23 protein-coding genes and 1 other RNA gene are annotated in these 26,440 nt (G+C 32.6%); 16 read left to right on the top strand and 8 right to left on the bottom strand.

The genetic code is table 11. The annotated features are described in order from the left end of the window. The first annotated feature begins 4 nt into the window (after positions 1 to 4). Positions 5 to 1,162: a flavohemoglobin expression-modulating QEGLA motif protein gene (locus ACQY6M_RS00140; RefSeq protein ID WP_428742670.1), complete on the top strand. Its 1,158-nt coding sequence runs from the start codon at positions 5 to 7 to the stop codon at positions 1,160 to 1,162. A 25-nt stretch (positions 1,163 to 1,187) separates the two neighbouring features. Here ACQY6M_RS00140 and ACQY6M_RS00135 read toward each other — a convergent pair whose 3' ends face one another. The 3 genes from ACQY6M_RS00135 to ACQY6M_RS00125 are packed head-to-tail and all read right to left on the bottom strand — an operon-like array spanning position 1,188 to position 3,020. Next, positions 1,188 to 1,700: a hypothetical protein gene (locus ACQY6M_RS00135; protein ID WP_428742669.1), complete on the bottom strand. Its 513-nt coding sequence runs from the start codon at positions 1,698 to 1,700 to the stop codon at positions 1,188 to 1,190. After that, the gene (locus ACQY6M_RS00130; RefSeq protein ID WP_428742668.1) at positions 1,690 to 2,406 is read right to left on the bottom strand and encodes a DUF3307 domain-containing protein; all 717 of its coding nucleotides are present in this window, start codon (positions 2,404 to 2,406) and stop codon (positions 1,690 to 1,692) included. The genes ACQY6M_RS00135 and ACQY6M_RS00130 overlap by 11 nt, the downstream gene beginning before the upstream one ends. Beyond that, a complete protein-coding gene (locus ACQY6M_RS00125; RefSeq protein ID WP_428742667.1) occupies positions 2,403 to 3,020 on the bottom strand; it encodes a SatD family protein in 618 nt (205 codons plus the stop codon). Before ACQY6M_RS00125 ends, ACQY6M_RS00130 begins: the two co-directional genes overlap by 4 nt. Before the next feature lie 256 nt (positions 3,021 to 3,276). Here ACQY6M_RS00125 and ACQY6M_RS00120 point away from each other — a divergent pair, with 256 nt between their 5' ends. The 3 genes from ACQY6M_RS00120 to murA are packed head-to-tail and all read left to right on the top strand — an operon-like array spanning position 3,277 to position 7,597. Then, entirely contained in the window at positions 3,277 to 5,604 is a 2,328-nt protein-coding gene (locus ACQY6M_RS00120; protein ID WP_428742666.1) for an ATP-dependent helicase, read from the top strand. Between the two features lie 46 nt (positions 5,605 to 5,650). Then, positions 5,651 to 6,283 (top strand): DUF4290 domain-containing protein, encoded by a 633-nt coding sequence (locus tag ACQY6M_RS00115; RefSeq protein WP_428742665.1) that lies wholly within the window; start codon positions 5,651 to 5,653, stop codon positions 6,281 to 6,283. Next, positions 6,284 to 7,597, top strand: coding sequence for a UDP-N-acetylglucosamine 1-carboxyvinyltransferase (gene murA, locus ACQY6M_RS00110; protein ID WP_428742664.1), 1,314 nt, complete (start codon positions 6,284 to 6,286; stop codon positions 7,595 to 7,597). Positions 7,598 to 7,676: 79 nt separating this feature from the next. Here the strand turns inward: murA and ACQY6M_RS00105 are convergent, their stop codons facing one another. After that, positions 7,677 to 7,868 carry a hypothetical protein gene (locus ACQY6M_RS00105; RefSeq protein ID WP_428742663.1) on the bottom strand — a complete coding sequence of 64 codons (192 nt, stop codon included), beginning with the start codon at positions 7,866 to 7,868 and terminating at the stop codon, positions 7,677 to 7,679. A gap of 211 nt (positions 7,869 to 8,079) precedes the next feature. On the opposite strand from ACQY6M_RS00105, the gene ACQY6M_RS00100 reads away from it, so the two are divergent. From ACQY6M_RS00100 to ACQY6M_RS00070, 7 genes are all read left to right on the top strand, one after another. Next, positions 8,080 to 8,640, top strand: coding sequence for a nucleotide exchange factor GrpE (locus ACQY6M_RS00100; protein WP_428744896.1), 561 nt, complete (start codon positions 8,080 to 8,082; stop codon positions 8,638 to 8,640). A 71-nt stretch (positions 8,641 to 8,711) separates the two neighbouring features. Next, a complete protein-coding gene (dnaJ, locus tag ACQY6M_RS00095; RefSeq protein ID WP_428742661.1) occupies positions 8,712 to 9,836 on the top strand; it encodes a molecular chaperone DnaJ in 1,125 nt (374 codons plus the stop codon). Between the two features lie 187 nt (positions 9,837 to 10,023). After that, positions 10,024 to 10,335: RNase P RNA component class A (gene rnpB / locus ACQY6M_RS00090), an RNA gene on the top strand. A 367-nt stretch (positions 10,336 to 10,702) separates the two neighbouring features. Continuing rightward, positions 10,703 to 13,480 (top strand): bifunctional aconitate hydratase 2/2-methylisocitrate dehydratase, encoded by a 2,778-nt coding sequence (locus tag ACQY6M_RS00085; RefSeq protein ID WP_428742660.1) that lies wholly within the window; start codon positions 10,703 to 10,705, stop codon positions 13,478 to 13,480. Positions 13,481 to 13,585: 105 nt separating this feature from the next. Further along, the gene (locus tag ACQY6M_RS00080; RefSeq protein WP_428742659.1) at positions 13,586 to 15,853 is read left to right on the top strand and encodes an aconitate hydratase; all 2,268 of its coding nucleotides are present in this window, start codon (positions 13,586 to 13,588) and stop codon (positions 15,851 to 15,853) included. Positions 15,854 to 15,914: 61 nt separating this feature from the next. Next, positions 15,915 to 16,625 (top strand): peptidoglycan DD-metalloendopeptidase family protein, encoded by a 711-nt coding sequence (locus ACQY6M_RS00075; protein WP_428742658.1) that lies wholly within the window; start codon positions 15,915 to 15,917, stop codon positions 16,623 to 16,625. Between the two features lie 62 nt (positions 16,626 to 16,687). Continuing rightward, positions 16,688 to 17,167, top strand: a complete 480-nt coding sequence (locus ACQY6M_RS00070) for a DUF6495 family protein (protein ID WP_428742657.1) — start codon at positions 16,688 to 16,690, stop codon at positions 17,165 to 17,167. A gap of 11 nt (positions 17,168 to 17,178) precedes the next feature. Here the strand turns inward: ACQY6M_RS00070 and ACQY6M_RS00065 are convergent, their stop codons facing one another. Then, on the bottom strand, positions 17,179 to 17,862 hold the full coding sequence (locus ACQY6M_RS00065) for an SIR2 family NAD-dependent protein deacylase (protein ID WP_428742656.1): 684 nt from the start codon (positions 17,860 to 17,862) through the stop codon (positions 17,179 to 17,181). Between the two features lie 88 nt (positions 17,863 to 17,950). On the opposite strand from ACQY6M_RS00065, the gene ACQY6M_RS00060 reads away from it, so the two are divergent. After that, positions 17,951 to 18,622, top strand: a complete 672-nt coding sequence (locus ACQY6M_RS00060) for a TrmH family RNA methyltransferase (RefSeq protein ID WP_428742655.1) — start codon at positions 17,951 to 17,953, stop codon at positions 18,620 to 18,622. Here ACQY6M_RS00060 and ACQY6M_RS00055 read toward each other — a convergent pair. Both ACQY6M_RS00055 and ACQY6M_RS00050 read right to left on the bottom strand, forming a co-directional pair. Further along, positions 18,615 to 20,963: a DNA topoisomerase 3 gene (locus ACQY6M_RS00055; protein ID WP_428742654.1), complete on the bottom strand. Its 2,349-nt coding sequence runs from the start codon at positions 20,961 to 20,963 to the stop codon at positions 18,615 to 18,617. The two genes, ACQY6M_RS00060 and ACQY6M_RS00055, sit on opposite strands and share 8 nt — an antisense overlap. Positions 20,964 to 21,042: 79 nt before the next feature. Next, positions 21,043 to 21,225, bottom strand: a complete 183-nt coding sequence (locus ACQY6M_RS00050; RefSeq protein ID WP_428742653.1) for a hypothetical protein — start codon at positions 21,223 to 21,225, stop codon at positions 21,043 to 21,045. A gap of 211 nt (positions 21,226 to 21,436) precedes the next feature. Here ACQY6M_RS00050 and ACQY6M_RS00045 point away from each other — a divergent pair, with 211 nt between their 5' ends. The 3 genes from ACQY6M_RS00045 to ACQY6M_RS00035 all read left to right on the top strand — a co-directional run bounded on the left by ACQY6M_RS00045 (position 21,437) and on the right by ACQY6M_RS00035 (position 24,852). Then, positions 21,437 to 22,870, top strand: coding sequence for a hypothetical protein (locus ACQY6M_RS00045; protein WP_428742652.1), 1,434 nt, complete (start codon positions 21,437 to 21,439; stop codon positions 22,868 to 22,870). A gap of 11 nt (positions 22,871 to 22,881) precedes the next feature. Continuing rightward, positions 22,882 to 23,844 carry a succinylglutamate desuccinylase/aspartoacylase family protein gene (locus ACQY6M_RS00040; RefSeq protein WP_428742651.1) on the top strand — a complete coding sequence of 321 codons (963 nt, stop codon included), beginning with the start codon at positions 22,882 to 22,884 and terminating at the stop codon, positions 23,842 to 23,844. A 252-nt stretch (positions 23,845 to 24,096) separates the two neighbouring features. Further along, positions 24,097 to 24,852, top strand: coding sequence for a ThiF family adenylyltransferase (locus ACQY6M_RS00035; protein ID WP_428742650.1), 756 nt, complete (start codon positions 24,097 to 24,099; stop codon positions 24,850 to 24,852). Between the two features lie 2 nt (positions 24,853 to 24,854). On the opposite strand, the gene ACQY6M_RS00030 is transcribed toward ACQY6M_RS00035, so the two are convergent. Next, positions 24,855 to 25,613 (bottom strand): response regulator transcription factor, encoded by a 759-nt coding sequence (locus ACQY6M_RS00030; protein ID WP_428742649.1) that lies wholly within the window; start codon positions 25,611 to 25,613, stop codon positions 24,855 to 24,857. Positions 25,614 to 25,796: 183 nt separating this feature from the next. On the opposite strand from ACQY6M_RS00030, the gene ACQY6M_RS00025 reads away from it, so the two are divergent. Then, positions 25,797 to 26,402, top strand: a complete 606-nt coding sequence (locus ACQY6M_RS00025) for a hypothetical protein (protein ID WP_428742648.1) — start codon at positions 25,797 to 25,799, stop codon at positions 26,400 to 26,402. Positions 26,403 to 26,440: the final 38 nt, after the last annotated feature.

Here is a 26,440-nt window from a genome sequence, read left to right as displayed (position 1 = left end):
TATAATGAAAGAAATTAATGCCACCGCAGAAGCGATTGCTGACATAGATAAAAGAATAGATAAACTCGTTAAAAAAATAGAGTTATTACGTTACGTAAACCCTATTAATATTGAAGAAGAAAAGCAACGCTTTTTTGAATCGAAATATTTAACAGATCCTGTTTTTGAATACCCCAAAAGAGATTTTGATAAGTTTAAACTACATCGAGAGTTTTTTACGCTTCCATTGGAATTAATTGAAGATGAAAAAATTCGCAGTTTGTACGAAGAAATCATTTACTATTATTCAGGAATGGTGCAATGTATCGAAACAGTAGGTGAAGGAAAGAAATTTTATTACAATAGCTTGCGTTCATTTGGTAAGCCTACAGAGCAGGATGTAGAGAATGCTAAATTCATTCTTCATTTTGACGCCGAAGATACTTCCGAAGAAATATTTCAACCAAGTTATTCTATAAAAGAAGCTGAGAAACTGTTTAGAGAGTATGCTGATAGGTATGATTTTTCTTTTAATATAAAAGAGTCTGATACTATGGGAGCTATAGCTATGGTGTTAAATAGTACGCAAACATTAGTATTAAATAGTAATCACACCTTTTCAAAAAATGAAATGGGTATTTTAACCAATCATGAAATTGGAGTACATATGGTAACTACTATGAATGGTGTGTTACATCCACTTAAAATATTTTCTCATGGCTTTCCTAATAATGTAGAAACGCAAGAAGGATTGGCTGTTTTTAGTGAATATATGTCGGGTAATTTGACGATAAAACGTTTAAAGGAATTAGCGTACCGTGTAATAGCTGTAAATAGTCTAGTAAAAGGTTCTTCTTTTTCAAAAACGTTCCGATTATTACATAATAATTACGACTTAGAACGAAATCAGGCGTTTTACATAACTACTCGTATACATAGAGGGGGGGGATTTACAAAAGACTATTTGTATTTAACAGGCTTAAAGAAAATATATGACTATTTTCACTCAGGAAAAGATTTAAGTATACTGTTAACCGGAAAAGTATCATTAGAGTATGTGAATGATATAGAGTATTTGATTAATAAAGGATATGCTGAACATGCAAAATATATAACCGATTCGTATGTTGCGAATTCAAATACCAATACGACGATTGATTTTATATTGAAGAATTTAAAATAAAAAAGCCTCTAAATAGAGGCTTTTTTTATATCAAATTTTTTACATCTTGTTTTAAGAAGGTAATAGCGGTATTTGCAGGACTTTCTTGTTGTGCGTAATCGATTAAGACATTTTCTCTTAAATCTTTTGCAGATTTTGCAGTATCTGCAGTTGATCGTAGTTTAGCTATAATAGCTAGTTTTGCAGCTAAAACAGCCTTCCAGCTATCATCTGAAACGTATAATTGTTGTACTAAATTATGCTCAAACTCTTGTTCAATATTACCAATAAGGAGTTGTAAATAATCATCAGGATTATCTCCAATAGGGTTTACTCTTAATAGTAATTTTGAAGGATTAATACGCTCACAAAATAATAACATACGTTCATATGCTTGTAATTTTGTAGGTAAACTTTGGCGTTTCTTTTCAACCAAAGCATTAAACGTTTTTTCTTTATTGTCTTGTTCAATAAAGCGACCTAAAATAAGGTATGCCACACCACCAGTAATTAGGGCGGGTAAGGCATAAGCTAATCCTTCAATAATTTTATCTTCCATAATGCGAATATACAAGTCCTGTTAAAATTGCCAATCCAAAACTTAATAAAGTTCCAATAAGCACGTATTCTGTTAATTTTCTATCTTTTGAAGCGGTTAGATCTCCAAATCTAAATATTGACTTAGCAGCAAGTAAAAAACCTACACCTGCCCATTGATTAATCACTATAAATATAAAAATCAATAAACGTTCTAAAAAGCCAATGTACTTTCCTGCATTAGCTAACGATTGCTCTTCCGATTTATTATTTTTTTCGGGGCTCCATCGTGATATTAAAATATTTATAATGATGGATGAGGTAAAAGTTACAAAGATTAAGCAACATATTAAAAGAAGATTTTTTTCACTTAAAATAGAAGAAACGTTAATTTTAAAAGGCTGAAAAATGTATGTGGCTAGCCCTAAAAATAATATATGCAATGCTTGATCTATAAAGAAAAATAAGCGTTTAGTTTTTTGTTGCTGTAAGTATAGTTTTCCTAGGTCAATTAAATAATGAGAAATAATTACTAGTAAAAAAACACTTCCATAATGTTGTAGATTAAATCCTAGTATTAGCAAGAGTAGTACCGCATGAATACCAATGTGAGTATATAATTTTGTTGATTTGATTTTCTTTTTCTCTTTGTCTTTTACCCATTTTTTTGGTTGAAAAACAAAATCACCCAATAAATGAGCAACTAAAAGTTTTAAAAAAAGTATCATAAGTTGGTTAATTTCTGATTTATAAGAGTTCTATAGCGTTTTTCTAATTTCATGATTTCGTCAAAACCAGCACGTTTTCTTCGTTCGCTAGCATTACTCTCTGAGATCGCTAGTTTTTTGGCAATTACTTTTTGAGTACTTTCAGGATTTTCTAAATACATTTTTACAAAAGCAGCTGAATTTATGGTCCAATTATCCATAATTAATAAACTCAGACCTAAAGAAACTTCAAATTCTTCATTTATTTCTTTCCAAGGTGTTTTTAGAGCTAAATTTTGTTTTTTTAATAAATGGTCAAAAGCATACCCTGAGTTTATAAAAGCTTCACCATTGGCCTCAGTAATTTTCATAGCATCGAAATTTTTTGCGCCTATTCCAATAGCTAAACGAATATCTAAATCTTTTATTTTTTTGATAGAAGTTTTTAATTCAATGGCAAAAAGTAAAGCCTCAGTAATATTTTCAATTTCAATTTGAAAACTATCACCTCGAAATATTTCCCATGTTTTTGGAGTTTTACCAATGGTATTAAAGTTTTGCTTTAAAATGGGGAGCCATGTTTCAGCCGAAACATCTCTAGAGTTAATAATATCTCCTGTTATTACACTTGTCATGCAGCTAAATTTTAGTAAATATAGTTTTTATACATCATAAAACAAAATAATTCGGGTTTTAAGGTGAATTTTTAATAATTCGGGTTTTAAAACGAATTTTATACAATTCGGGTTTAAAGCATGATAATTGAATGTTCGGTAAATACATCGAATTTTTTATGAATAAAATTCGTGAATAAAAAATGATTCAGAATCTTTAATAAACCTAAAAGAATGGTTAATTTTCCATTTTTAAAATCTTTCAATTTATTTTTCTTTGAGTACTTATTTAGAGCAACTTAACGAGCCACAAAGAGCTGCCGTTTTACAAAAAGACGGTCCAATGATTATTATTGCCGGAGCAGGATCAGGTAAAACACGTGTATTAACCTACAGAATTGCTTATTTGATGGAGCAAGGAGTAGATGCTTTTAATATCTTATCGCTGACTTTTACCAACAAAGCTGCCCGCGAAATGAAAGACCGTATTGGTAAAGTAGTAGGCTATAGCGAAGCTAAAAACTTATGGATGGGAACATTTCACTCGGTTTTTGCACGTATTTTACGTTCTGAAGCTGACCGATTAGGATATCCATCCAACTTTACAATTTACGATACACAAGATTCAGTTCGGTTGATAACGGCAATTATCAAGGAAATGAATTTGGATAAAGATAAATACAAGCCAAAACAGATTTTAAGCAGAATATCCTCTTTTAAGAACAGTTTAATTACAGTAAGAGCATATTTTAATAATTCCGATTTACAGCAAGCCGATTTAGAAGCAAGCAGACCAAGAACTGGAGATATTTATAAGGAATATGTAGATAGATGTTTTAAGTCTGGTGCAATGGATTTTGATGATTTATTATTACGTACCAATGAATTGTTAGCGCGTTTTCCAGATGTATTGGCAAAATATCAAGATCGTTTTCGCTATATTCTGGTAGATGAGTACCAAGATACCAACCATTCACAGTATTTAATTGTACGTGCGTTGGCAGACCGTTTTCAGAATATTTGTGTAGTGGGTGATGATTCTCAAAGTATTTATGGATTCCGTGGAGCGAATATTCAAAATATCTTGAATTTCCAGAAGGATTATCCAGATGTAAAAACCTTTAAGTTAGAACAAAATTACCGTTCTACAAGTAATATTGTTCGTGCAGCGAATAGTGTTATTGATAAGAACAAAACGAAGTTAGACAAAGAAATTTGGACGGCAAACGATGCAGGAGATAGTGTGAAGGTAATGCGTACCATTTCTGATGGAGAAGAAGGGCGTTTTGTAGCACAATCTATTTGGGAAAACCAAATGAATCATCAGCTAACAAGTGATCAATTTGCTATTTTGTATCGTACCAATGCGCAATCGAGAGCGATAGAAGATGCATTGCGTAAGAAAGACATCAAGTATAAAATTTATGGAGGAATCTCGTTCTATCAACGTAAAGAGATTAAAGATTTACTATCGTATTTACGAATTTTAATCAACCCGAACGATGAGGAGGCGTTAAAGCGTATTATCAATTATCCAGCTAGAGGTATTGGGGCAACAACGATCGATAAATTGACAATTGCTGCAAACCATTATAAAAAATCAATGTTTGATATTTTAAAAAATATCAACACGATTGATATAGGTATTAATTCGGGAACTAAAACAAAGTTGCAAAACTTTGTTAATATGATTCAGCGTTTTCAAATAGAAGCACAAACCAAAAATGCATTTGAAATAGCAGATTTGGTGGTCAAACAAACACAATTAGTCAAAGACCTGCAAAAAGATGGAACTCCAGAAGGAGTTAATAAAGTTGAAAACGTTCAGGAATTACTAAATGGAATTAAAGATTTTATTACCGATAAAATAGAGACAGGTGAAGATGCTTCATTAACATCATTTTTAGAAGATGTAGCATTAGCAACCGATTTCGATTCTGATAAGCAAGATGAAGAACCACGTGTTTCATTAATGACTATTCACTTATCCAAAGGATTAGAGTTTCCGTATGTATATATTGTAGGATTGGAAGAAAGTTTATTTCCTTCTGCAATGAGTATGAATACCCGTAGTGAGTTAGAAGAAGAACGTCGTTTATTTTACGTAGCCTTAACAAGAGCTGAAAAAGGAGCATATTTAACCTATGCTCAAACACGATATCGTTGGGGGAAATTAACCGATGGAGAACCAAGTAGATTCTTAGAAGAAATTGACGATCAGTACTTGGAATATTTAACACCAAAAGTGCCAGAGACTTCTGCAAACAGATTTATTGATGCAAGTTTATTTGATGATTCTCCTAAACAGATTCGCTTTCAAAAACCTATTCAGAAGAAAAGGAAAGAGTTTTTAGAGAAGAAAGAAAAACCAATGACGGTTCCACCAAAAAGTAAAATGAAAAAGGTTTCAGAAATGAACCAAACAGTAAACTTATTTGATGGTGAAATTACAGTAGGAAATTTAGTAGAGCACAATCGCTTTGGAGCAGGACGAGTTCTAGCATTAGAAGGAAAAGGTCCCAATAAAAAAGCAGAAATAGAGTTTAGTACCGTAGGTAAAAAGAAATTATTGTTACAATTTGCAAAATTGAAGGTAATAGGATAGCTAATTCATAATAATTACCTATTTTGCATAGATAAAATATAGAGAAATGACGTTTGATTTAGAATACAATTCAGAAAGATCCAAACTAATAATTCCAGAATATGGAAGACATATACAAAAGTTAGTGAACCACTGTGTAAAGTTAGAGGATAGAGAAGAACGCAATACAATGGCAAAAGCTATTATTGATGTGATGGGTAATTTACAACCGCACTTGCGTGATGTTCCTGACTTTAAGCATAAGCTTTGGGATCAATTACATATCATGTCTAAATTTGAACTTGATGTAGATTCTCCATATGAGACTCCTTCGAAAGAAGAATTAGCAGAGAAGCCAGAAAGAATGGCGTATCCTAAATCAGCTTCAAAGTATCGTTTTTATGGGACTAACATTCAAACGATGATTGATGTTGCTTTGACATGGGAAGAAGGAGATATGAAAGAGGCGTTAGTGTTTACGATTGCCAATCATATGAAAAAATGCTACTTAAACTGGAATAAAGATACGGTGGACGATAATGTGATTTTTGATCATTTATACGAATTGTCTGATGGTAAAATCGATATCCGTAGCATAGAGGAGGATTTAACTGATAGCAAAAGCTTGTTAAGAAAACGTAGCACTCAAGGGCAACATAAAACAAAAGGAAAAACAAATACTAAATACAGAAAAAAGTAGATGGCATCATTTAAAATAGAAGGAGGTCACAAATTAAAAGGAACAATAACACCACAAGGAGCAAAAAATGAAGCGTTACAGGTAATATGTGCGGTGTTGTTGACTTCAGAAAAAGTAATTATTAATAACATTCCTGATATTATAGATGTTAATAAGCTGATATTTATCTTAGGAGAGTTAGGAGTTAAAATAGAAAAACTTTCAAAAAATTCATATAGTTTCCAGGCAGACGATATCAATTTAGGATATTTAGAATCTGCAGATTTTAAAAGGGATGGTAGTTCGCTAAGAGGTTCTATTATGATTGTAGGTCCTTTGTTAGCTCGTTTCGGAAAGGGATACATTCCACGTCCAGGAGGCGATAAAATAGGACGTCGCCGTTTGGATACACACTTTGAAGGATTTATCAATTTAGGAGCAAAGTTCCGTTATAATCGTGAGGAGTATTTCTACGGAGTTGAAACAGAAACTGGATTGGTAGGAGCAGAAATGTTGTTAGATGAAGCTTCTGTAACGGGTACTGCAAATATTATTATGGCTGCCGTATTAGCGAAAGGAACTACAAAAATATACAATGCAGCCTGCGAACCATATATTCAGCAATTATCAATAATGTTGAATTCAATGGGGGCAAAAATCTCTGGTGTAGGTTCTAACTTGTTAACTATTGAAGGAGTAGAGTCTTTAGGAGGTTGTGAGCACACCATTTTACCAGACATGATTGAAATAGGGAGTTGGATAGGTATGGCTGCTATGACACGTTCTGAATTAACAATTAAAGATGTTAGTTGGGATGATTTAGGACAAATTCCTAATGTGTTTAGAAAGTTGGGAATTCAACTTGAAAAAAGAGGAGACGATATTTTCATTCCTGAACAAGACAGTTACGAAATTCAAAGTTATATTGATGGTTCGGTGTTAACTGTTGCTGATGCACCTTGGCCTGGGTTTACTCCAGACTTATTAAGTATTGTATTAGTAGTAGCAACACAAGCTAAAGGTACAGTTTTAATTCACCAAAAAATGTTCGAAAGTCGTTTGTTCTTTGTTGATAAATTAATCGATATGGGAGCTAAGGTAATTTTATGTGATCCGCATAGAGCTACAGTAATTGGGCATGATTTTCAATCGCAATTAAAAGCTACTAAGATGACTTCGCCAGATATCCGTGCAGGTATTTCATTATTAATTGCCGCACTTTCAGCTAAAGGTACAAGTATCATTAACAATATCGAGCAGATTGATAGAGGGTATGAAGATATTGAAGCTCGTTTAAAATCTATCGGAGCAAAAATTGAACGAATAGAAGATTAATTACTATTTGGACAATAGTATTGAAATAAAAAAAGCAGCTACTAAAAAGTGGCTGCTTTTTATTTAAAAGTGAATATCGTTACATTTCTTCGTTACAAGTATATTCTTGTGTACAAGCAAAGTACTGATTACAGTAAATTGGACCAGTTACTCTACCAGCACAATCACATCCACACTTACTAAGGTCAACAATAATACCACCATTTAGGCTTTGTTGTTGTTTTTTAGAAAGAATTGAAACTCCAGAAATGTTTAAAAAATCTTTTTTCATAACGAGGGACTTTTAAAATGTTTGTTAATTAATAATAAAAATTTTTCTAAATATAGAATATTCAAATGTTTTAAAAAAATATAGGTGAGTTTTTATATGTTAAATTTGAGTAAAGTTTTAACGGTTGTATTTCTAGTGTCATTATGACACTATTTTTTTATTGGCAGTATTCTTGTTAGTCAAAAGGTGAAAATACATGAAACGATTTACAATGAGTAAAGATCAATATACAAAAGAAGACGAAATTAACGATGCTATTAAAAATGGCGATTTAGGAGAAAATCAAGAAGAAAATCAGGGAAATAAAGAGATTGAAGCTAAAGAAGAGCCTACACCTGAAGAGTTAATTCAGGCAGAAAGGGATAAATATTTACGTTTGTTTGCTGAGTTTGAAAACTATAAAAAACGTACTTCTAAAGAACGTATTGAACTTTTTAAAACAGCAAGTCAGGAATTAATGACAGCTTTACTGCCAATTATGGATGATTTTGACAGAGGTTTGGCAGAAATTAAAAAAACTGAAGATTCTGAATTGTTAAAAGGAATGGAGCTTATTAATAGTAAGTTTAAAAACACCTTAACTCAAAAAGGATTGGTAGAAATTGAAGTAAAGGCAGGTGATGATTTTGATGCAGAAATTCATGATGCAATTACACAAATACCAGCACCGACTGATGATTTAAAAGGAAAAATTATCGATTGTGTAGAGAAAGGATACAAGTTAGGAGATAAAATTATTCGTCACCCTAAAGTAGTAATAGGGCAAGCGTAAAACGATTATAATTTAATACAATTATCAATTAGTTGAGATAACGGTTTTTAGATAATTGAATACTGGAAATTATGGCAAAACAAGATTATTACGAAATATTAGGAATAACAAAATCGGCGTCACAAGCTGAAATTAAGAAGGCGTATCGAAAGATGGCGATTAAGTACCATCCAGATAAAAATCCTGATGATAAAGGTGCTGAAGAGAAATTCAAGCTTGCTGCAGAAGCATATGAGGTATTGAGTGATGAGAATAAAAAAGCTCGTTACGATCAGTATGGTCATGCTGCTTTTGAAGGTGGTCATGGAGGTTTTGGTGGCGGAGGTATGAATATGGATGACATATTTAGCCAATTTGGAGATATTTTTGGAGGCGCTTTCGGAGGTGGTTTCGGAGGTTTTGGTGGTGGAGGTCATCGCCAAGCAAGAGTAAAAGGAAGTAATCTTCGTATTCGAGTAAAACTTACTTTAGAAGAAATTGCCAAAGGAGTAGAAAAGAAGGTAAAAGTTCGCAGGAAAGTTCAAGCGGAAGGAGTTACCTATAAAACGTGTTCAACTTGTAATGGTAGTGGGCAACAAATGAGAGTTACCAATACTATTTTAGGAAGAATGCAAACTGCAACTACTTGTAGTACTTGTCATGGAGCTGGTGAAATGTTAGACAAAAAGCCAAGTGGAGCCGATGCACAAGGAATGGTGATAAAAGAGGAAACAGTTTCTATCAATATTCCAGAAGGAGTTACTGAAGGTGTTCAATTAAAGGTAGGAGGAAAAGGAAACGAAGCTCCGGGTAAAAATTCTATTCCAGGAGATTTATTAGTCTTGATAGAAGAAGTACCTCACGAAACTCTTAAGAGAGAAGGAAGTAATATTCACTATGACTTATATATTAATTTCTCTGAAGCTGTTTTAGGAACTTCAAAAGAAATAGAGACAGTAACAGGAAAAGTTAAGATTAAGATTGATACAGGGACGCAATCAGGTAAGATTTTACGATTAAAAGGTAAAGGTTTACCTAGTATTGAACGTTATGGACATGGAGATTTCTTAATTCATATTAATGTATGGACACCTCAAGAATTATCAAAAGAACAACGCAAGTTTTTTGAGGAAATGCAAGAAGATGAAAACTTTAGCCCGAACCCTCAAAAGTCGGACAAGTCATTTTTTGAGAAGGTAAAAGACATGTTTTCTTAAATAAAACTTAAAAAAGATAATTTTTTTTAATTAAAATTTTTTTTAATTAAAAAACGTTTATATATTTGTAGTGTCTAGGAGACGTTCTAGACACTTTTTCTTTTTCATAGCAATTTTCCCACTCAATTCTTTTGAGTGGGTTTTTTTATGAATGGAGGTATGAACCTTTATTATTAAGGATAAAATAATAGCAGACCTATCTTATCGACTTATATTAATTATAAGTAGGAAAGTCTGGACACCATAGAGTAGCATAGCGGATAACATCCGTCCGGTGTAAACCGAGGACAAGTGCAACAGAAAGTATGTACAGGTAATGCTGTAGTGAAACCAGGTAAACTCTATGCGGTGCAATGCCATGTACATTAGAGCTTGAGCGTTACTCGCGCGATTCTAAGGGGTAGGCAGATTGATTCCGTGAGTAATTTCGGAACTAGATAAATGATAAGAGCCTCATTTTTTTGAGGAACAGAATCCAGCTTACAGGTCTGCTTTTTTCCTATTTAGAATCATTATAACTTTTTTTACGTCTTTCTTTAAAATATTGAATTATTAATTTGATAATTTTTGCAGATATTTTTAAGTGTTTTTTTAATATATTTTCAAAAAACAATGTTTCAAATTAAATTAATTTAGTGTTTTAGCTGTTTTGTTGTTTATTTTTAAAATTGACTTAAAAATGTTACTTTTGCTAGGCAAAAAATAACAAGATAGTACAATGTTTCATCTTGCTATATATGCTTTTAGACACTTATCAATCAGGAAATAATAAGAGTGTTTTTATAGTTGAAGTTGTGTAAAAATCAGTTTCAAATTATATTCTAAATTTTAGTATTTCCTTTAAATATTTAAAAACAAACCTTTTTATGAACACATACTCAGATTACCTAAAGGAGATTGAAGTAAGAAAAGGACAAGGTCTTCATCCTAAGCCAATCGATGGAAGTGAATTGTTAGCTGAAATCATCTCGCAAATTAAAGATGTAAATAACGAGCATCGTCAAGAATCTCTTAATTTCTTTATTTATAATGTTTTACCTGGTACAACTAGTGCTGCCGGTGTAAAAGCTGATTTCTTGAAAGAGATTATTTTAGGAGAGTTTGTTGTAGAAGAGATAACTCCTGCTTTTGCTTTTGAGCAATTGTCTCATATGAAAGGAGGACCTTCAATCAAGGTTTTATTAGATTTAGCTTTAGGGAATGATGAAGCAATAGCTAAGGAAGCTGCTAAAGTGTTAAAAACACAGGTATTCTTATACGAAGCAGATACAGAGCGTTTAGAAGAGGCTATGAAAGCAGGGAATGCTATAGCTAAAGAGATTCTTGAAAGTTATGCCCAAGCAGAGTTCTTTACTAAGTTACCTGAGATAGATGAAGAAATCCAAGTAGTAACGTATGTAGCTGGAGTAGGAGATATTTCTACAGATTTATTATCTCCTGGTGCTGATGCACACTCTAGATCAGACCGTGAATTACATGGACAGTCTATTTTTGAGCACAATAAAGAAATGCAACAAGAATTGTTAGCATTAAAAGAGCAACATCCAGATAAACGAGTGATGTTAATCGCTGAAAAAGGAACGATGGGAGTAGGATCTTCAAGAATGTCAGGAGTAAATAACGTTGCTCTTTGGACAGGAATTTCTTCTAGCCCTTATGTACCTTTTATCAATATTGCACCAGTAATTGCTGGTACTAACGGAATTTCTCCAATTTTCTTAACTACTGTTGGTGTAACTGGTGGTATTGGTATTGATCTTAAAAACTGGGTGAAACAAAAAGATGCTGAAGGAAATACAGTATTAGATGCTGATGGAGAGCCAGTTTTAGAACAAACATATTCTGTTGATACAGGAACTGTGTTAACTATTAACACAAAAACTAAGAAATTATATAACGGAGATAAAGAGTTAAAAGATATTTCTGATGCTTTAACTCCACAAAAAATGGAGTTCATCAAAGCTGGTGGTTCTTATGCTGTGGTTTTTGGTAAAAAATTACAAACATTCGCTGCCAAAGTTTTAGGAATTGAAGCTCCCCAAGTATATGCAGCTTCTAAAGAAATTTCTGTTGAAGGACAGGGATTAACAGCGGTTGAAAAAATCTTCAACAAAAATGCTGTAGGAACTACTCCAGGCAAAACATTACATGCAGGTTCTGATGTTCGTGTAGAAGTTAACATTGTAGGGTCTCAAGATACTACAGGGCTAATGACTTCTCAAGAATTAGAAATGATGGCAGCTACGGTAATTTCTCCAATTGTTGACGGAGGATACCAATCAGGATGTCATACGGCTTCAGTTTGGGATGATAAGTCAAAAGCGAACATTCCTAGATTAATGAAGTTTATGAACGACTTCGGTTTAATTACTGGTCGTGATCCTAAAGGACAATACCATGCAATGACGGATGTAATTCATAAAGTATTGAACGATATTACGGTAAGTGATTGGGATATCATCATTGGTGGAGACTCACACACACGTATGTCTAAAGGAGTTGCTTTTGGTGCAGATTCAGGAACTGTTGCTTTAGCCTTAGCGACTGGAGAAGCTACAATGCCAATTCCTCAATCGGTAAAAGTTACGTTTAAAGGAGACATGAGAAGTTTCATGGACTTCCGTGATGTAGTGCACGCTACACAACAACAAATGTTAAAGCAATTTGGAGGTGAAAACGTTTTCCAAGGAAGAGTTATTGAAGTACATATTGGTACATTAACAGCTGACCAAGCTTTTACATTTACAGACTGGACTGCTGAAATGAAAGCAAAAGCTTCTATCTGTATTTCAGAAGATGAAACATTAATTGAATCATTAGAAATTGCTAGAGACCGTATCCAAATCATGATTGATAAAGGAATGGATAATGAAAAGCAAGTATTACAAGGTTTAGTTGACAAAGCAAATACTAGAATCCAAGAGGTTAAAACAGGTATCAAACCAGCGTTAAAACCAGATGCGGATGCTAAATATTATGCAGAAGTTGTGATTGATTTAGATGAAATCGCTGAGCCAATGATTGCTGATCCAGATGTAAATAATGAAGATGTTTCTAAACGTTATACACACGATACTATTCGCCCATTATCATTCTATGGAGGAACTAAAAAAGTAGATTTAGGATTTGTTGGATCTTGTATGGTTCACAAAGGAGATATGAAAATCTTAGCTCAAATGTTAAAGAACATTGAAGCACAACAAGGTAAAGTAGAGTTTAATGCTCCGTTAGTAGTTGCGCCACCAACATACAATATAGTTGATGAGCTAAAAGCAGAAGGAGATTGGGAAGTATTACAAAAATATTCAGGATTTGAGTTTGACGATAATGATCCTAAAGGTTTAGCACGTACTAAGTATGAAAACATGTTATACTTAGAGCGTCCAGGTTGTAACTTATGTATGGGGAACCAAGAAAAAGCAGAACCAGGAGATACAGTAATGGCAACTTCAACACGTTTATTCCAAGGAAGAGTTGTAAAAGATTCTGGTGAGAAAAAAGGAGAATCTTTATTATCATCTACCCCAGTTGTAGTATTATCAACTATTTTAGGAAGAACTCCTACGATGGAAGAATATGAAAAAGCTGTTGATGGAATTGTATTAACAAAATTCAAACCATCTCAAAAGCAATTAGTAAACTAATTACAACAATAGTTTTAATAAGTATAAGCCCGAGTTTTAGCTCGGGCTTTTTTATTATCCTATATTTTTTTGCTAAATTTAGTACTTGTAATTAAAACTAAACACATGGCTTTTGATATTGAAATGATTAAGGAAGTTTACTCAAAATTTCCTGAAAGAGTAGAAGCAGCAAAAAAAGTAACAGGCAAACCTCTTACGCTAGCTGAAAAAATTCTTTATGCACATTTATGGGATGTAAATACAAATACAGCATTTATCAGAGGAAAAGATTATGTTGATTTTGCCCCAGATCGTATTGCTTGTCAAGATGCAACAGCACAAATGGCGTTGTTACAGTTTATGCAAGCTGGTAAAACTAAGGTGGCTGTACCAACTACGGTGCATTGTGATCATTTAATTCAAGCAAAAGTTGGTGCTTCAGTAGATTTACAAACAGCATTAAATACTTCAAACGAAGTGTTTAACTTCTTAGAGTCTGTTTCTAACAAATATGGAATTGGTTTTTGGAAACCGGGTGCAGGTATTATTCACCAAGTGGTATTAGAAAACTACGCTTTTCCAGGAGGAATGATGATTGGTACCGATTCTCATACGGTAAATGCAGGAGGATTAGGAATGGTAGCTATTGGAGTAGGTGGTGCCGATGCAGTAGATGTTATGGCAGGTATGCCTTGGGAGTTAAAGTTTCCTAAATTAATTGGTGTAAAATTAACAGGGAAATTATCTGGTTGGACAGCGCCTAAAGATGTGATTTTAAAAGTAGCAGAAATTCTAACAGTAAAAGGAGGAACAGGTGCTATTGTCGAGTATTTTGGACCTGGAGCCACGGCGATGTCATGTACAGGTAAAGGAACTATTTGTAACATGGGAGCAGAGATTGGAGCTACAACCTCTACTTTTGGTTACGATGAGTCTATGGAGCGTTATTTGCGTGCTACTGATAGAAATGATGTAGCAGATGCAGCAAATGAGATTAAAGAATATTTAACGGCAGATTCTGAAGTATATGCAAATCCTGAGCAATATTTTGATCAGGTAATTGAAATTAATTTGTCAGAATTAGGACCATTATTAAACGGGCCTTTTACACCTGATTTATCTACTTCAGTAGGAAAAGAAATGAGAAAAAAGGCGGAAGCTAATGATTGGCCATTGCAAGTAGAATGGGGACTCATAGGTTCTTGTACGAACTCTTCTTATGAAGACTTATCACGCGCAGCTTCTATTGCACAGCAAGCTATAGATAAGGGGTTAAAAACAAAAGCAGAGTTTGGTATCAATCCAGGATCTGAGCAAGTACGTTATACAGCTGAAAGAGATGGTATCTTACAAGTTTTTGAAAACTTAGATGCTAAAATATTTACCAATGCATGTGGACCGTGTATTGGTCAATGGGGACGTTATGAAGACCCGAAGAATGCTCCAAAAAACTCTATTGTACATTCATTTAATAGAAATTTCGCAAAACGTGCTGATGGAAATCCAAATACACATGCCTTTGTAGCTTCTCCAGAATTAACTGCAGCCATTGCTATTGCAGGGCGCTTAGATTTTAATCCATTAACAGATACTCTAATCAATGAAAATGGAGAAGAGGTGATGTTAGATGAACCAACAGGTTGGGAATTGCCTCCAAAGGGATTTGAAGTAGATGATAATGGTTATTTAGCACCAGAAGTTGATGGAAGTCATGTAGAAATAGTAGTAGATCCAAATTCAGAGCGTTTAGAATTGTTAACACCGTTTGAGCCAATTGGAGATGAAATTAAAGAAGCTAAATTGTTAATCAAAGCATATGGTAAGTGTACTACTGATCATATATCAATGGCTGGACCTTGGTTACGTTACCGCGGACACTTAGATAATATTTCCAACAACATGTTAATTGGAGCAGTGAATGCTTTTAATATGAAAACAAACTTTGTGAAAAATCAATTAACGGGTGAGTATGATGCAGTGCCTAAAGTACAACGTGAGTACAAAGCGAAAGGAATCAAAACAATTGTAGTAGGAGATCACAACTATGGTGAAGGTTCTTCACGTGAGCATGCAGCTATGGAGCCTCGTCATTTAGGAGTGGCAGCAGTATTAGTAAAATCATTTGCACGTATTCATGAAACAAACTTGAAAAAGCAAGGTATGTTAGGGTTAACATTTGATAATGAGTCAGATTACGATTTAATTAAAGAAGATGATACGTTTAATTTCTTAGATTTAAATGAGTTCGCTCCAAACAAACCATTAACTATTGAAGTGGTTCATGCTGATGGTTCAAAAGACATAGTTATAGCGAATCATACATATAACGAAGGGCAAATAGAATGGTATAAAGAAGGTTCTGCTTTGAATTTAATAAAAAAGCAAAATGCTTAATACATAAACTAGTTTATTTATAGAAAGTGCAGCAAATACTGCACTTTTTTAATTTTTAATTATGACAGATTTTTTAAAAAGCATATCTAAAGATTCATTGCATGTAATTGATACCAATATATCTTTTGATGAATATATTCCAATTTCTATAGCGGCATCAAATAAAGATTTAGTTTTTGATGTCTCTTCATCAAAAGCTTGGGAAGCATATTTAGAAACCTTTTTCTTAAAAAATAAAAAGACGGTTGCTTTTGGGGGATATTTAGAACAAAGAGATATTTATAGTAGAAGTGAACATTTCAATAAATTATCTGAAGAAAACCAACGAAATATTCACTTAGGAATTGATTTGTGGTGTGATGCAGGTACTAATGTCTTAGTTGTATTAGATGGAGAAGTTCATAGTTTTAAAAATAACACTAATTATGGAGATTACGGCCCAACGATTATTCTTAAACATTCAATTGAAGGAAATGAGTTTTATTCATTATATGGTCATTTATCATTAGAATCGTTAGAAAACTTAGAAGTTGGAACAAAATTCAGACAAGGAGAAAAAATAGGAACTTTAGGTGATAGTTCAGTCAATGGAGATTATGCACCACATTTACATTTTCAATTAATAATAGATATCGAAGATTACTATGGTGATTATCCAGGAGTATCTTCAAAAAAGACCTTAGATTTTTACAAACAAAATTGCCCTAACCCCAATTTATTATTAAAATTGCCAAATGAAACCCTCATAGAGGGATTAAGCAAAACAAGATAGTGTAGCTCTAATTAAAGAAAATGAATAAAGCTAGAGCTAATTAATTACAAAAATTTAAACGTTTGAAATATAGACAACTTACAAAAGAGCAGTTTGAAGGATTACATGAGGAGTTTGCACGTTTTTTAGCTTCACAAAACATTGATAAAAAAGAATGGGACGAATTAAAAAAAGAGAAGCCCCATGTAGCTGAAGATGAAATGAATGTGTTTAGCGATGTTGTTTGGGATGATGTACTTACCAAAACGAATTATTTAGAGCATTTTTCTCCAAAAGTGGTCAATTTATTTAAATGTGATGAAAAAGAAATTCATCGTATTGTGATAACGATTGATAAAGAAGTAAACGTACTTGAACAAGAAGGATTTGAATGGCTATTAAAAAATCCACAAGATGAAGCTATAGAGTTTTTAAGAGGGTCGAAAACCTATCAAGAAGAAAGAAATTCGGAATTGTTTGATTTGATTGAAAAAGGAAGCAACATTTCTAAAGGAGAATTATACGAATATTTCGACAAGTTAACCATGACTCGTAACCAATAATAATACTGAATTTATTTAAGCATGCTGATTAATATATCAGTACCAGTACTGGCAACGTCTTTAATAATGGTTAAATTATTAAAGGCGTTTTTGTTTACAGCTGGATTAGGGTCAATAAAGTAAATCGGAGTATTTGCAGTTACATAATCTACTAAACTAGCTGCAGGATATACTTGCATTGAGGTTCCGATAATAACTAAAATATTCGCTTGCAAAGTAATTTCAACCGCTTTTTCTAGTAGTGGAACATCTTCACCGAACCAAACAATGTGTGGTCGTAACTGCGCATTTTCTTCACAGACATCTCCTAAAAGTATATCCTTCTCCCAAGAATATACCAAGTTTTCATTTTTTGTACTACGTACTTTTAATAATTCACCATGCAAGTGTAATACATTAGAACTACCAGCACGTTCGTGTAAGTCATCTACATTTTGAGTGATGATATCAACTTCAAAGGTGTTTTCTAAATCAGCTAAATTCAAATGTGCTTTGTTAGGAGTTACCTCTAAAAGTTGCCTTCTACGTTGGTTATAAAAGTCTAAAACTAATTCTGGGTTAGCTCTAAATCCTTCTGGAGAAGCTACTTCATAAATATCATGTCCTTCCCATAAGCCATCAGCATCTCTAAAAGTTTTCAATCCACTTTCAGCACTAATACCGGCACCTGTTAATACTACCAAACGTTTTTTCATAGATATAAAATTTGTTGCAAGTTTAAGAAAATAGATACTTAACTATCTCCTTGCGATTAAAAATAGGAAAAATTACTATGTTTGTTGTATGATTGATGAAGGATTATTAGCCTACTTAGAAGGGTATATCACCGAAAATAGAAAGGAAACGTTTGAAAAGGTATTAAGCGAGCGAACACGTCATTTTACGGTGGTTTTAGAAGATATTTACCAACCGCATAACGCCAGTGCAGTGGTGAGAAGTTGCGATATTTTTGGTATACAAGATGTGTATGCCATTGAAAATAAGGTTACGAATAAAGTATCAAGACATGTAGCTAAAGGAAGTCAGAAATGGTTGAATATACAACGTTTTAAAGAGGATGGGGATAACACTAAAGCATGTTTAGAAGATTTAAGAAAAAAAGGATACCAGATTATAGGAACTACACCCCATACCGATTCGTGTGTGTTGTCCGATTTTGATGTAACAAAAAAATCGGCCTTTGTTTTTGGGGCTGAAAAAGATGGTATTTCTGATTATATTAAACAAGAAGCAGATGGCTTTTTAAAAATTCCGATGGTAGGTTTTACTGAAAGTTTGAATATTTCGGTAGCAGCAGCAATTATCTTACAAGATATTACCTCTCGTATGAAGAAGTTACCAATTGATTGGAAATTATCGGATGCAGAGAAAAAAGAGTTGTATTTTAAATGGATTAAAAGCACGGTTAAAAATCCAGAGAAACTAATTGAGTATTATTATAAAGAACTTACTTAGAAGTTAAAATATTATACACTAATTCTTTAGTCAATGGCTTTCCATTGGCAATTTTTTTGATGTTTTCAAATGTAAATACAAAATCACAACCATTTTTGTATTCAGAGCACCCGTAGGCAGATTTTCCTTTTAAAACGGTTCCTTTATTACATTTAGGGCAAGTTAAGGTGTCAGAATGAGATTTAGCTTCGCTGAACTTACGTTTCTCGTTATCACTCGAAATGACATTTGAACTCGTTTTTTTGGGTTCAAACTTTAAATTGAAAGCATCATCAAAACGAACTAGACCTTCTACTTTTTCTGAACCTTGCTTGAAGCCTTTTAAATTGGTAGTACACTCTTTATCAAGTAGTCTGATTAATTGACTTTCAGATATTTTTTTATCCATGAACTCAAATGGAAGTTTAAAATCACATCCATTCTTATAGGAAGAGCATCCGTATGCAGTACTTCCTTTTAATAATTGCCCATTGTTACACTTTGGACAACTTTTACCTACAACTTCTTTCTTTTTCGAAGTACTTTTTTTCTTGTTTTCAACTGCTTTCGAACTAACACTTTTTTCTGCTGATAATCTTACAGATTTTGTATTAGATCGTACTTCGTATACCAAACGGTCTACCATTTTTTTCATTTCATGAATAAAATGAGCAGCACTGTATTCACCACGTTCAATTTCTTTTAAACGTTTTTCCCACAATCCAGTTAGTTCTGCAGATTTTAAGAGTTCGTTGTCAATCAAATCAATTAAGTCGATACCCGTTTTGGTAGGAATGATTAATTTTTTTTGACGCTCAATATATTTTCGTCTGAATAAGGTTTCAATAATACTTGCGCGTGTAGATGGACGACCGATACCATTCTCTTTCATTAATTCACGCATCTCATCATCATCTACTTGTTTTCCTGCAGTTTCCATAGCACGCAGTAAACTAGCTTCGGTATAATTGCGAGGTGGTTTGGTTTCCTTTTCTAAAAAAGAGGGTTCGTGTGGACCTTTTTCTCCTTTGGTAAAAGTAGGTAACACGTCTTTTTCAGTATCTTTTTTAGGTTCTTTTCCATATTCAAATACTTCGCGCCAACCTTTGGTCAAAATTTCTTTTCCTGTGGTTTTGAATGAAACTTTATCGGCTTCACCTATTACAGCAGTATTAGCAATATCACTGTCTGGGTAAAATACAGCAATAAATCGACGAACAATAATGTCGTACACTTGCTGCTGATTGTATTGTAGATTGATTTCTATTCCTGTAGGAATAATCGCATGGTGATCGGTTACTTTTTTGTCATTAAAGACTTTACTCGACTTACGTATTTTTTTCCCTAAAAGAGGTTGTGTTAAGGTTGCGTATTGCTTTAACCCTTTTAAAATATTCGGAACTTTTGGATAAATATCATTTGGAAGAAAAGTGGTATCTACTCTTGGGTAAGTAACCACTTTCATTTCATAGAGTTTTTGAACAATTTTTAAGGTTTCGTCCGCAGAAAATCCGAATTTGTTGTTACAGTAAACTTGTAAACCCGTTAAATCAAATAGTTTAGGAGCGTATTCTTTTCCTTTCTTTTTGGAAACTGAAGTGATTTCAAAATCACTTTCTTTTACTTTATCAGCAAAGGCTTGTCCTTCTTCCTTCTTTAAAAAACGACCTTCTTCACAACTAAAAAGGGTGTCTCGATATAAGGTTTGAAGTTCCCAATAAGGTTCTGGTTTAAAATTTTGAATTTCTTTATAACGGTCAACCAACATGGCAAGGGTAGGAGTTTGTACTCTACCAATCGATAGCACTTGTTTGTAACCACCAAATTTTACGGTGTACAATCGTGTAGCGTTTAAGCCCAATAGCCAATCGCCAATCGCACGAGAATACCCTGCATAGTATAAGTTATTGTAATCGTCGTTGTCTTTTAGGTTGTCAAAACCTTCTTTGATAGCTTCTTCAGTAAGAGAAGAAATCCATAAACGTTGAATTTTGCCCTTATAATTTGCTTGATTAATTACCCAACGCTGAATGAGTTCTCCTTCTTGTCCTGCATCCCCACAGTTAATCACTACATCAGCTTTTTCAAATAAAGATTTTACGATTTTAAACTGTTTTTGAATACCACTATCGTTGGTAACCTTAGTATCAAAGCGCTCAGGAAGCATGGGTAAGTTATTCAAATCCCAACTTTTCCAGTGCGGTTTGTAGTCTTTAGGTTCTAAAAGTGTACATAAATGGCCAAATGTATAGGTAACCGCATAACCATTCCCTTCGAAATATCCATCTCGTTTGGTGCTGGCTCCTAAGATATTAGCAATCTCACGGGCTACGCTAGGTTTTTCGGCTATACAAACTTTCATTTAAGTAATTTAGAGGGTCGAAATTACTAAATTATTTGCGAATGCTATACCCAGTTTTTAGAAGAAATTTTAAAAATTATTAAGAGGTTTTTGGAGCTCTAGTTGTAATGGCAATAATTAATAAACCAATTCCTATACCGATACCTAAACCTTGCATCGTATCTGACATTTCAGTATAATGAGTAAGTATTTGTGATGTTGCAATTGTTAATGCTCCAACGAATAATAAAATTGAAGACTTTTTGTTAATTACTTTTTTCATAATTTTATTTTATTTCACTCTATTAGTATCATAAATAGGGTAGTTGTTACATTAATTCCATTATAATTTTTATGAATAAAGAGTGTAATATAGTTTAAAAATAAAGCTTTATAAATTCATATTTATAAAAGTGTTTTAGTTTATTTTTTTCTTACTTTTAATTTAAGTAGGGAGCATATTCCTAAAAGAAAATTAAATAGATAAATCAGTAATGAAAGCAGTAGAGCTTATACAACCTAATACATTTAATAACGAAAATCATTGGTACCCTAAAGCATTGAATGCCACGATTCACCCCATGGTAAACTTCTTTTTAAACTTAGATAAAGAACGAATTATTGCCAGATATTGTCACTTGCATCCCAAAGTAAATTCTGAAAAGTTAAGAGAAATTTTGTCGTATGAATGCAAGTATTTTTTGTGGGGAGGAGCTGATTTAATCAACTCAACATCGGCAGATGGAGATAAAAATATGGTTGTTATAGAGAATAATTCATGTCCATCTGGTCAAAAGTCAATGCCTTTGTTAGATGACAATAAAGAAGACGGCGCTTATCGATTATTAATAGAAAGAACTTTTAAACCTATTTTAGATAAAAAGAAGAAATTAGTTAAGAAAGGTAGATTAGCTGTATTTTATGATAAAAACTATATGGAAACCTCAGGATATGCAGCTGTAATTGCAGATGTGTTTAATGAGGATGTTTTTTTAGTTCCGTATTTTTCAAATAAAGAGAATAATCATATTAAAATTGAAAATGAAATCTTTTACTTGAAACAAGATGAAGAATGGATTCCGTTACGAGGTATTTTTAGGTATGTAACTCAAAAACCATGGAATAGATTTCCTGTAAATAGCAAAACAAAGATTTTAAATCCAATCATTACTTGTTTGGCGGGAGGAAGAAATAAAATGGTAGCTGCTAAAGCATATGATATTTATAATACAGAGTTAGAAGAACACGGAATGAAAATTAATACCCCAGACACTATTTGGGATGTGAGTAAGAATGAAATTCCGTTATGGGTAAAAAAAATGGGCGGACAAGCGGTGATAAAAATACCATACAGCAACGCAGGACAAGGGGTATATACTATTGTAAATGAAGAAGAACTGGAAGAATTTATGAAACAGGATATCGAGTATGAACGTTTTATTGTGCAAAGTTTGATAGGAAATTACAATTGGAGTTCGGTAAGTACCAAAGGGAAGTATTACCATGTTGGTACTATGCCAAATGCTAAAGGAGAAACTTTTGTTTCTGATATTCGTATGATGATAAGCAGTACAAAAGACGGGATTAAACCTTTGTGTATGTATTCGAGAAGAGCCTTGCTACCTCTTGTAAATGATTTAGAAAATAGTAAAGATTCTTGGCAAATGTTAGGAACTAATTTATCGGTTAAGCTGGGAGAAAATGAATGGACGTCAGACACAAACCGTTTGTTAATTATGGATAGAAGAGATTATAACAAATTAGGTTTAGGAATTGACGATTTAATAGAGACATTTATACAAACAGTACTTTCAACCATAGCAATTGATAAAATGTGTGTCAGTCTAATTAACTCTAATAAAAAGTTTAAAAAGAAACTATTTACTTCTTTAAACAACGATAGTACTTTATTAAATGAGTTGTATTAAATATAAAATTTATGGGGCACCAAATTGAATATATTACAGAGTTTGATGTAAATCAAACACCGCCAAACTCTATAAAAAATTACTGGTTAAAAGTAACTTCTAATGCTTTGGGAATACCAACGTGTATTCCTATAATGGTTGCAAGAGGAAAAGAAGATGGTATTGTATTAGGGCTTACAGCGGCAGTTCATGGAAATGAACTGAATGGAATATCTGTTATTCAACGATTGTTTAAAGATTTAGATACGAATAATTTAAGAGGTACCATTGTTGGAATTCCTATTGTAAATGTGCCTTCATTTGTTAGAGGAACTCGCGTTTTTAGCGATGGTGTGGATATTAATAGAATTATGCCAGGGAAAGATAATGGGAATACAAGTGAAGTATATGCCAATCGTTTTTTGAATTTAGTAGTAAAAAAGTTTGATTACCTATTAGATCTTCATACTGCTAGTTTTGGTAGAGTAAATTCGTTTTATATCAGAAGTGATATGAATAACGAGGTTACTAAAAAATTAGCCTTATTACAAGAAGCGGAAATTATAGTGCATACACCGCCATCTGATGGTACTTTGCGAGGTGCAGCAGAAGAGTTAGGGATTCCATCTATTACTATTGAAGTTGGAAATCCACATAGCTTCCAGAAGAAAATTATTAAGAGCGGTCTTTCTGGAGTACACAATGTATTGGCATATTTAGGAATAACAGATGATGAGTTTGAAATATCAAAAAGAAATACGGTAGTCTGTAAGAAATCTTATTGGATATATACTCAAGAAGGTGGTTTACTAACTGTACATGTTGATTTAAGAGATATCGTAGAAGAAGGAGATCATATTGCAACATTAAGAGACGTGTTTGGTAATACAATTAAGAAATATTATGCGCCAGAAAAAGGAATTGTAGTTGGTAAAAGTGTAAATCCTGTAAATCAGTCAGGTGGACGTATCATTCACTTGGGAGTTATGAATTAAAAGCAAAGAAGAGGTATGTTGTTGTATATTTCTTATGTAAGTCTTTTGTAATAGATGACAAGAAATGTATACACTTTACAATTTTTATTGAAAGAAAAGCAATAAAAAAAGAAGGACGCAGTTTTACCTTCTTGCTATTTAGTTTATACATAAAAAAAAACACTAATTATTTTGATTATAGATTAAAAAACTACCCTTTTGTTTAGGTATTTTTTTTTTTGATAACTTATTTTTGTACTAAAAATAACTATGATGAAACATAGGTATGCTAGAAATAGATTATATGTAACCCCAGAAGAACAGGAACTCATTAAGAATTTCCCAATTTTATTGGGAGGATCTGGTATAGGAAGTATAATTGCAGAGTGTGCATTACGTTTTGGCTTTGAAAATATAACAATAATTGATGGAGATTATGTAGAGGACTCTAATTTGAATAGACAAAATTATATTGAAGAAGATGTAATGAGCAACAAGGTAGAGGCTATACAGAAGAGGTTAAAATCTATCAATAACGAAGCAAATATTAGTGTATATAATTGCTTTTTAACAAGTGAAAATGTTAAAGAGTATATTGGAGGGCATAAAGTAGCTATTAATGCCCTTGATTTTTCTTCAGATGTCCCTTTGATTTTTGATGAGATTTGTCAGAAGAATAACATTCCGGTTTTACATCCTTATAATTTAGGATGGGGAGGATTAGTAACTGTTATTTCACCAGATGGATTATCATTAAATTCACTTGCAAAAAAAGGGGAAAAATTTAATGAATTGCGTGTGGTCGAATATGTTTCTAGTTACATGAGATTTTGGGGAAAACCTCAAGTGTGGTTAGAAGACATTATTAATGCTTATATAAACGAAAAAGAAAAATTATCACCACCTCAGTTGTCTGTAGGCTCTTGGGTAGTTGCCGGAATGTGCACACATTTACTTTTTGATATTGCGACACAAAAAGAGATTAAGAGTTTCCCTGAGTTTTATTTGTCTTCTTTGTACGACGACTAACACTAAATTAATTTATTGTTAGTCGCATATACAATTGCCTCTGAAATATTAGCTACTTCCAGTTTCTCAAATAATTTTCTTCTGTGGAATTTTACTGTATCAGGAGATACATACATTGATTCAGCCATATCATTAATGGTAAAGCCTCGAACAGAATATCTCAATATTTCTTTTTCTCTATTGGATAACTCTATTTTTTCTTCTATTTTCCAAAAATCACCTTTCAAATCATACCTAAAAAGTTTATTTTCTCCCTTTTTAGATATTTTGATATTACCAGAATTTTGCTCGTTAGAAATAGATATAATGCAAATAGCTTTCCATATCTTTCCTTCATTAGTAAGGAATAAAGGTGTAAGCTTTTGATTAATTAAAAGCACTTTACCTTCTTGGTTTTTCATATGAAAATCATAGGAAATCGAATGATATATCCTTTCATTTATTGGAATTGTCTCATAAAAGTCAAAACCAATTGTGTTTATTTTTAAAAGCAGTTCTAGATCTTCTGGAATTACATAGTTAAAATAAAAAAGATATCCCATTTCTTTTACTTCTTCTGCTGTATGTCCACATAGAAAAAGAGGATTTTCAGAAACAAATTCAAAACCTTTTTTTTGGTAATCAATTACATATATACTCTTATATGTAGTCCTTGCAAAGGCTTTTATAGCCTCCACATAATTTGCAGTTTGTTTTTTTTCTTCATCGGAAACATGGTACACTGTGTTTCGTGATGAAAAAAAGTCATTCACGTCATTCATAGATTAGGGGGGGACTTAGGTTTCCAAATTAAGTAAATAATTTACTAATAAGCAATACTTTTTTTTAACAAAAAATTAATTTTTTTTAACCTTATTAATTCTTATAGATACTACTATTTTGTGTAGTGGGTTGACGATTTTAACTAGTTAGTTTTGAGTGTAAAATAAAATATTATAACACTTATGAAAAGCTATTTAGAAAAGTTATCTACTAATGAAATATTCAATTTGTCAAAATTTGTAGTTGAAGAAAATTTTAACCATCATGTAGAGGATGAAGGAAGAATTAAGATAGAAAAAGACATTTTATCAGTCTATCAAGAGGAAATCAATTATGTTGAAAATTCTGAAATTTTTGTTTGCAAAGATGATTGTGGAAGTATAACAGGAGCTATACGTGTTTTAAGATGGAATTATATTGATAAACTGCCTATTCAAAATATTTTTGGGATAGATCCTTTAATGGTTGTTGAAGACAGAGACTTACATGAAATATGGCATATAGGTCGTTTTGCAATTAAAAAAGGAGTAAATGATCCTAACTTATTTAAAAAATTAATGGTTTGTGCTATATCTCCCATTTGTAAACATAAAGGAAATATAGCTTTTGCTGAATGTGATAGTAAGTTATTACGAATACTTTTGTTGTTAGGAATAAAACCAAATGTAGTTGGAGAGTCAGTTAATTATTTAGGTTCTGAGACGATACCTATAAGCTTACCTTATGAAGGACTTATTGAATTCTACGAAAGAAATAAACATTTGATTATAGATAACAAACTACTATAAAGCTAAGTATAAAATTAAAAACTACCCTTTTGTGTAGC

Origin of the sequence: Tenacibaculum sp. (genome assembly GCF_050290165.1) — a bacterium.
Lineage (GTDB): Bacteria > Bacteroidota > Bacteroidia > Flavobacteriales > Flavobacteriaceae > Polaribacter.
The sequence above is the reverse complement of the archived record's forward strand: the minus strand, read 5'-3'. Positions and strand labels throughout refer to the sequence as shown.

Excerpts from the sequence above, each read along its gene's own strand:
- ACQY6M_RS00030 (WP_428742649.1), bottom strand. The coding sequence starts at position 25,613 with ATGAATGACGTGAATGACTTTTTTTCATCACGAAACACAGTGTACCAT.
- dnaJ (WP_428742661.1), top strand. The coding sequence starts at position 8,712 with ATGGCAAAACAAGATTATTACGAAATATTAGGAATAACAAAATCGGCG.
- ACQY6M_RS00055 (WP_428742654.1), bottom strand. The coding sequence starts at position 20,963 with ATGAAAGTTTGTATAGCCGAAAAACCTAGCGTAGCCCGTGAGATTGCT.
- ACQY6M_RS00130 (WP_428742668.1), bottom strand. The coding sequence starts at position 2,406 with ATGATACTTTTTTTAAAACTTTTAGTTGCTCATTTATTGGGTGATTTT.
- ACQY6M_RS00085 (WP_428742660.1), top strand. The coding sequence starts at position 10,703 with ATGAACACATACTCAGATTACCTAAAGGAGATTGAAGTAAGAAAAGGA.
- ACQY6M_RS00025 (WP_428742648.1), top strand. The coding sequence starts at position 25,797 with ATGAAAAGCTATTTAGAAAAGTTATCTACTAATGAAATATTCAATTTG.
- ACQY6M_RS00060 (WP_428742655.1), top strand. The coding sequence starts at position 17,951 with ATGATTGATGAAGGATTATTAGCCTACTTAGAAGGGTATATCACCGAA.
- ACQY6M_RS00100 (WP_428744896.1), top strand. The coding sequence starts at position 8,080 with ATGAGTAAAGATCAATATACAAAAGAAGACGAAATTAACGATGCTATT.
- ACQY6M_RS00135 (WP_428742669.1), bottom strand. The coding sequence starts at position 1,700 with ATGGAAGATAAAATTATTGAAGGATTAGCTTATGCCTTACCCGCCCTA.
- ACQY6M_RS00105 (WP_428742663.1), bottom strand. The coding sequence starts at position 7,868 with ATGAAAAAAGATTTTTTAAACATTTCTGGAGTTTCAATTCTTTCTAAA.
- ACQY6M_RS00050 (WP_428742653.1), bottom strand. The coding sequence starts at position 21,225 with ATGAAAAAAGTAATTAACAAAAAGTCTTCAATTTTATTATTCGTTGGA.
- ACQY6M_RS00075 (WP_428742658.1), top strand. The coding sequence starts at position 15,915 with ATGACAGATTTTTTAAAAAGCATATCTAAAGATTCATTGCATGTAATT.
- murA (WP_428742664.1), top strand. The coding sequence starts at position 6,284 with ATGGCATCATTTAAAATAGAAGGAGGTCACAAATTAAAAGGAACAATA.
- ACQY6M_RS00045 (WP_428742652.1), top strand. The coding sequence starts at position 21,437 with ATGAAAGCAGTAGAGCTTATACAACCTAATACATTTAATAACGAAAAT.
- ACQY6M_RS00065 (WP_428742656.1), bottom strand. The coding sequence starts at position 17,862 with ATGAAAAAACGTTTGGTAGTATTAACAGGTGCCGGTATTAGTGCTGAA.
- ACQY6M_RS00040 (WP_428742651.1), top strand. The coding sequence starts at position 22,882 with ATGGGGCACCAAATTGAATATATTACAGAGTTTGATGTAAATCAAACA.
- ACQY6M_RS00125 (WP_428742667.1), bottom strand. The coding sequence starts at position 3,020 with ATGACAAGTGTAATAACAGGAGATATTATTAACTCTAGAGATGTTTCG.
- ACQY6M_RS00035 (WP_428742650.1), top strand. The coding sequence starts at position 24,097 with ATGAAACATAGGTATGCTAGAAATAGATTATATGTAACCCCAGAAGAA.
- ACQY6M_RS00080 (WP_428742659.1), top strand. The coding sequence starts at position 13,586 with ATGGCTTTTGATATTGAAATGATTAAGGAAGTTTACTCAAAATTTCCT.
- ACQY6M_RS00115 (WP_428742665.1), top strand. The coding sequence starts at position 5,651 with ATGACGTTTGATTTAGAATACAATTCAGAAAGATCCAAACTAATAATT.
- ACQY6M_RS00140 (WP_428742670.1), top strand. The coding sequence starts at position 5 with ATGAAAGAAATTAATGCCACCGCAGAAGCGATTGCTGACATAGATAAA.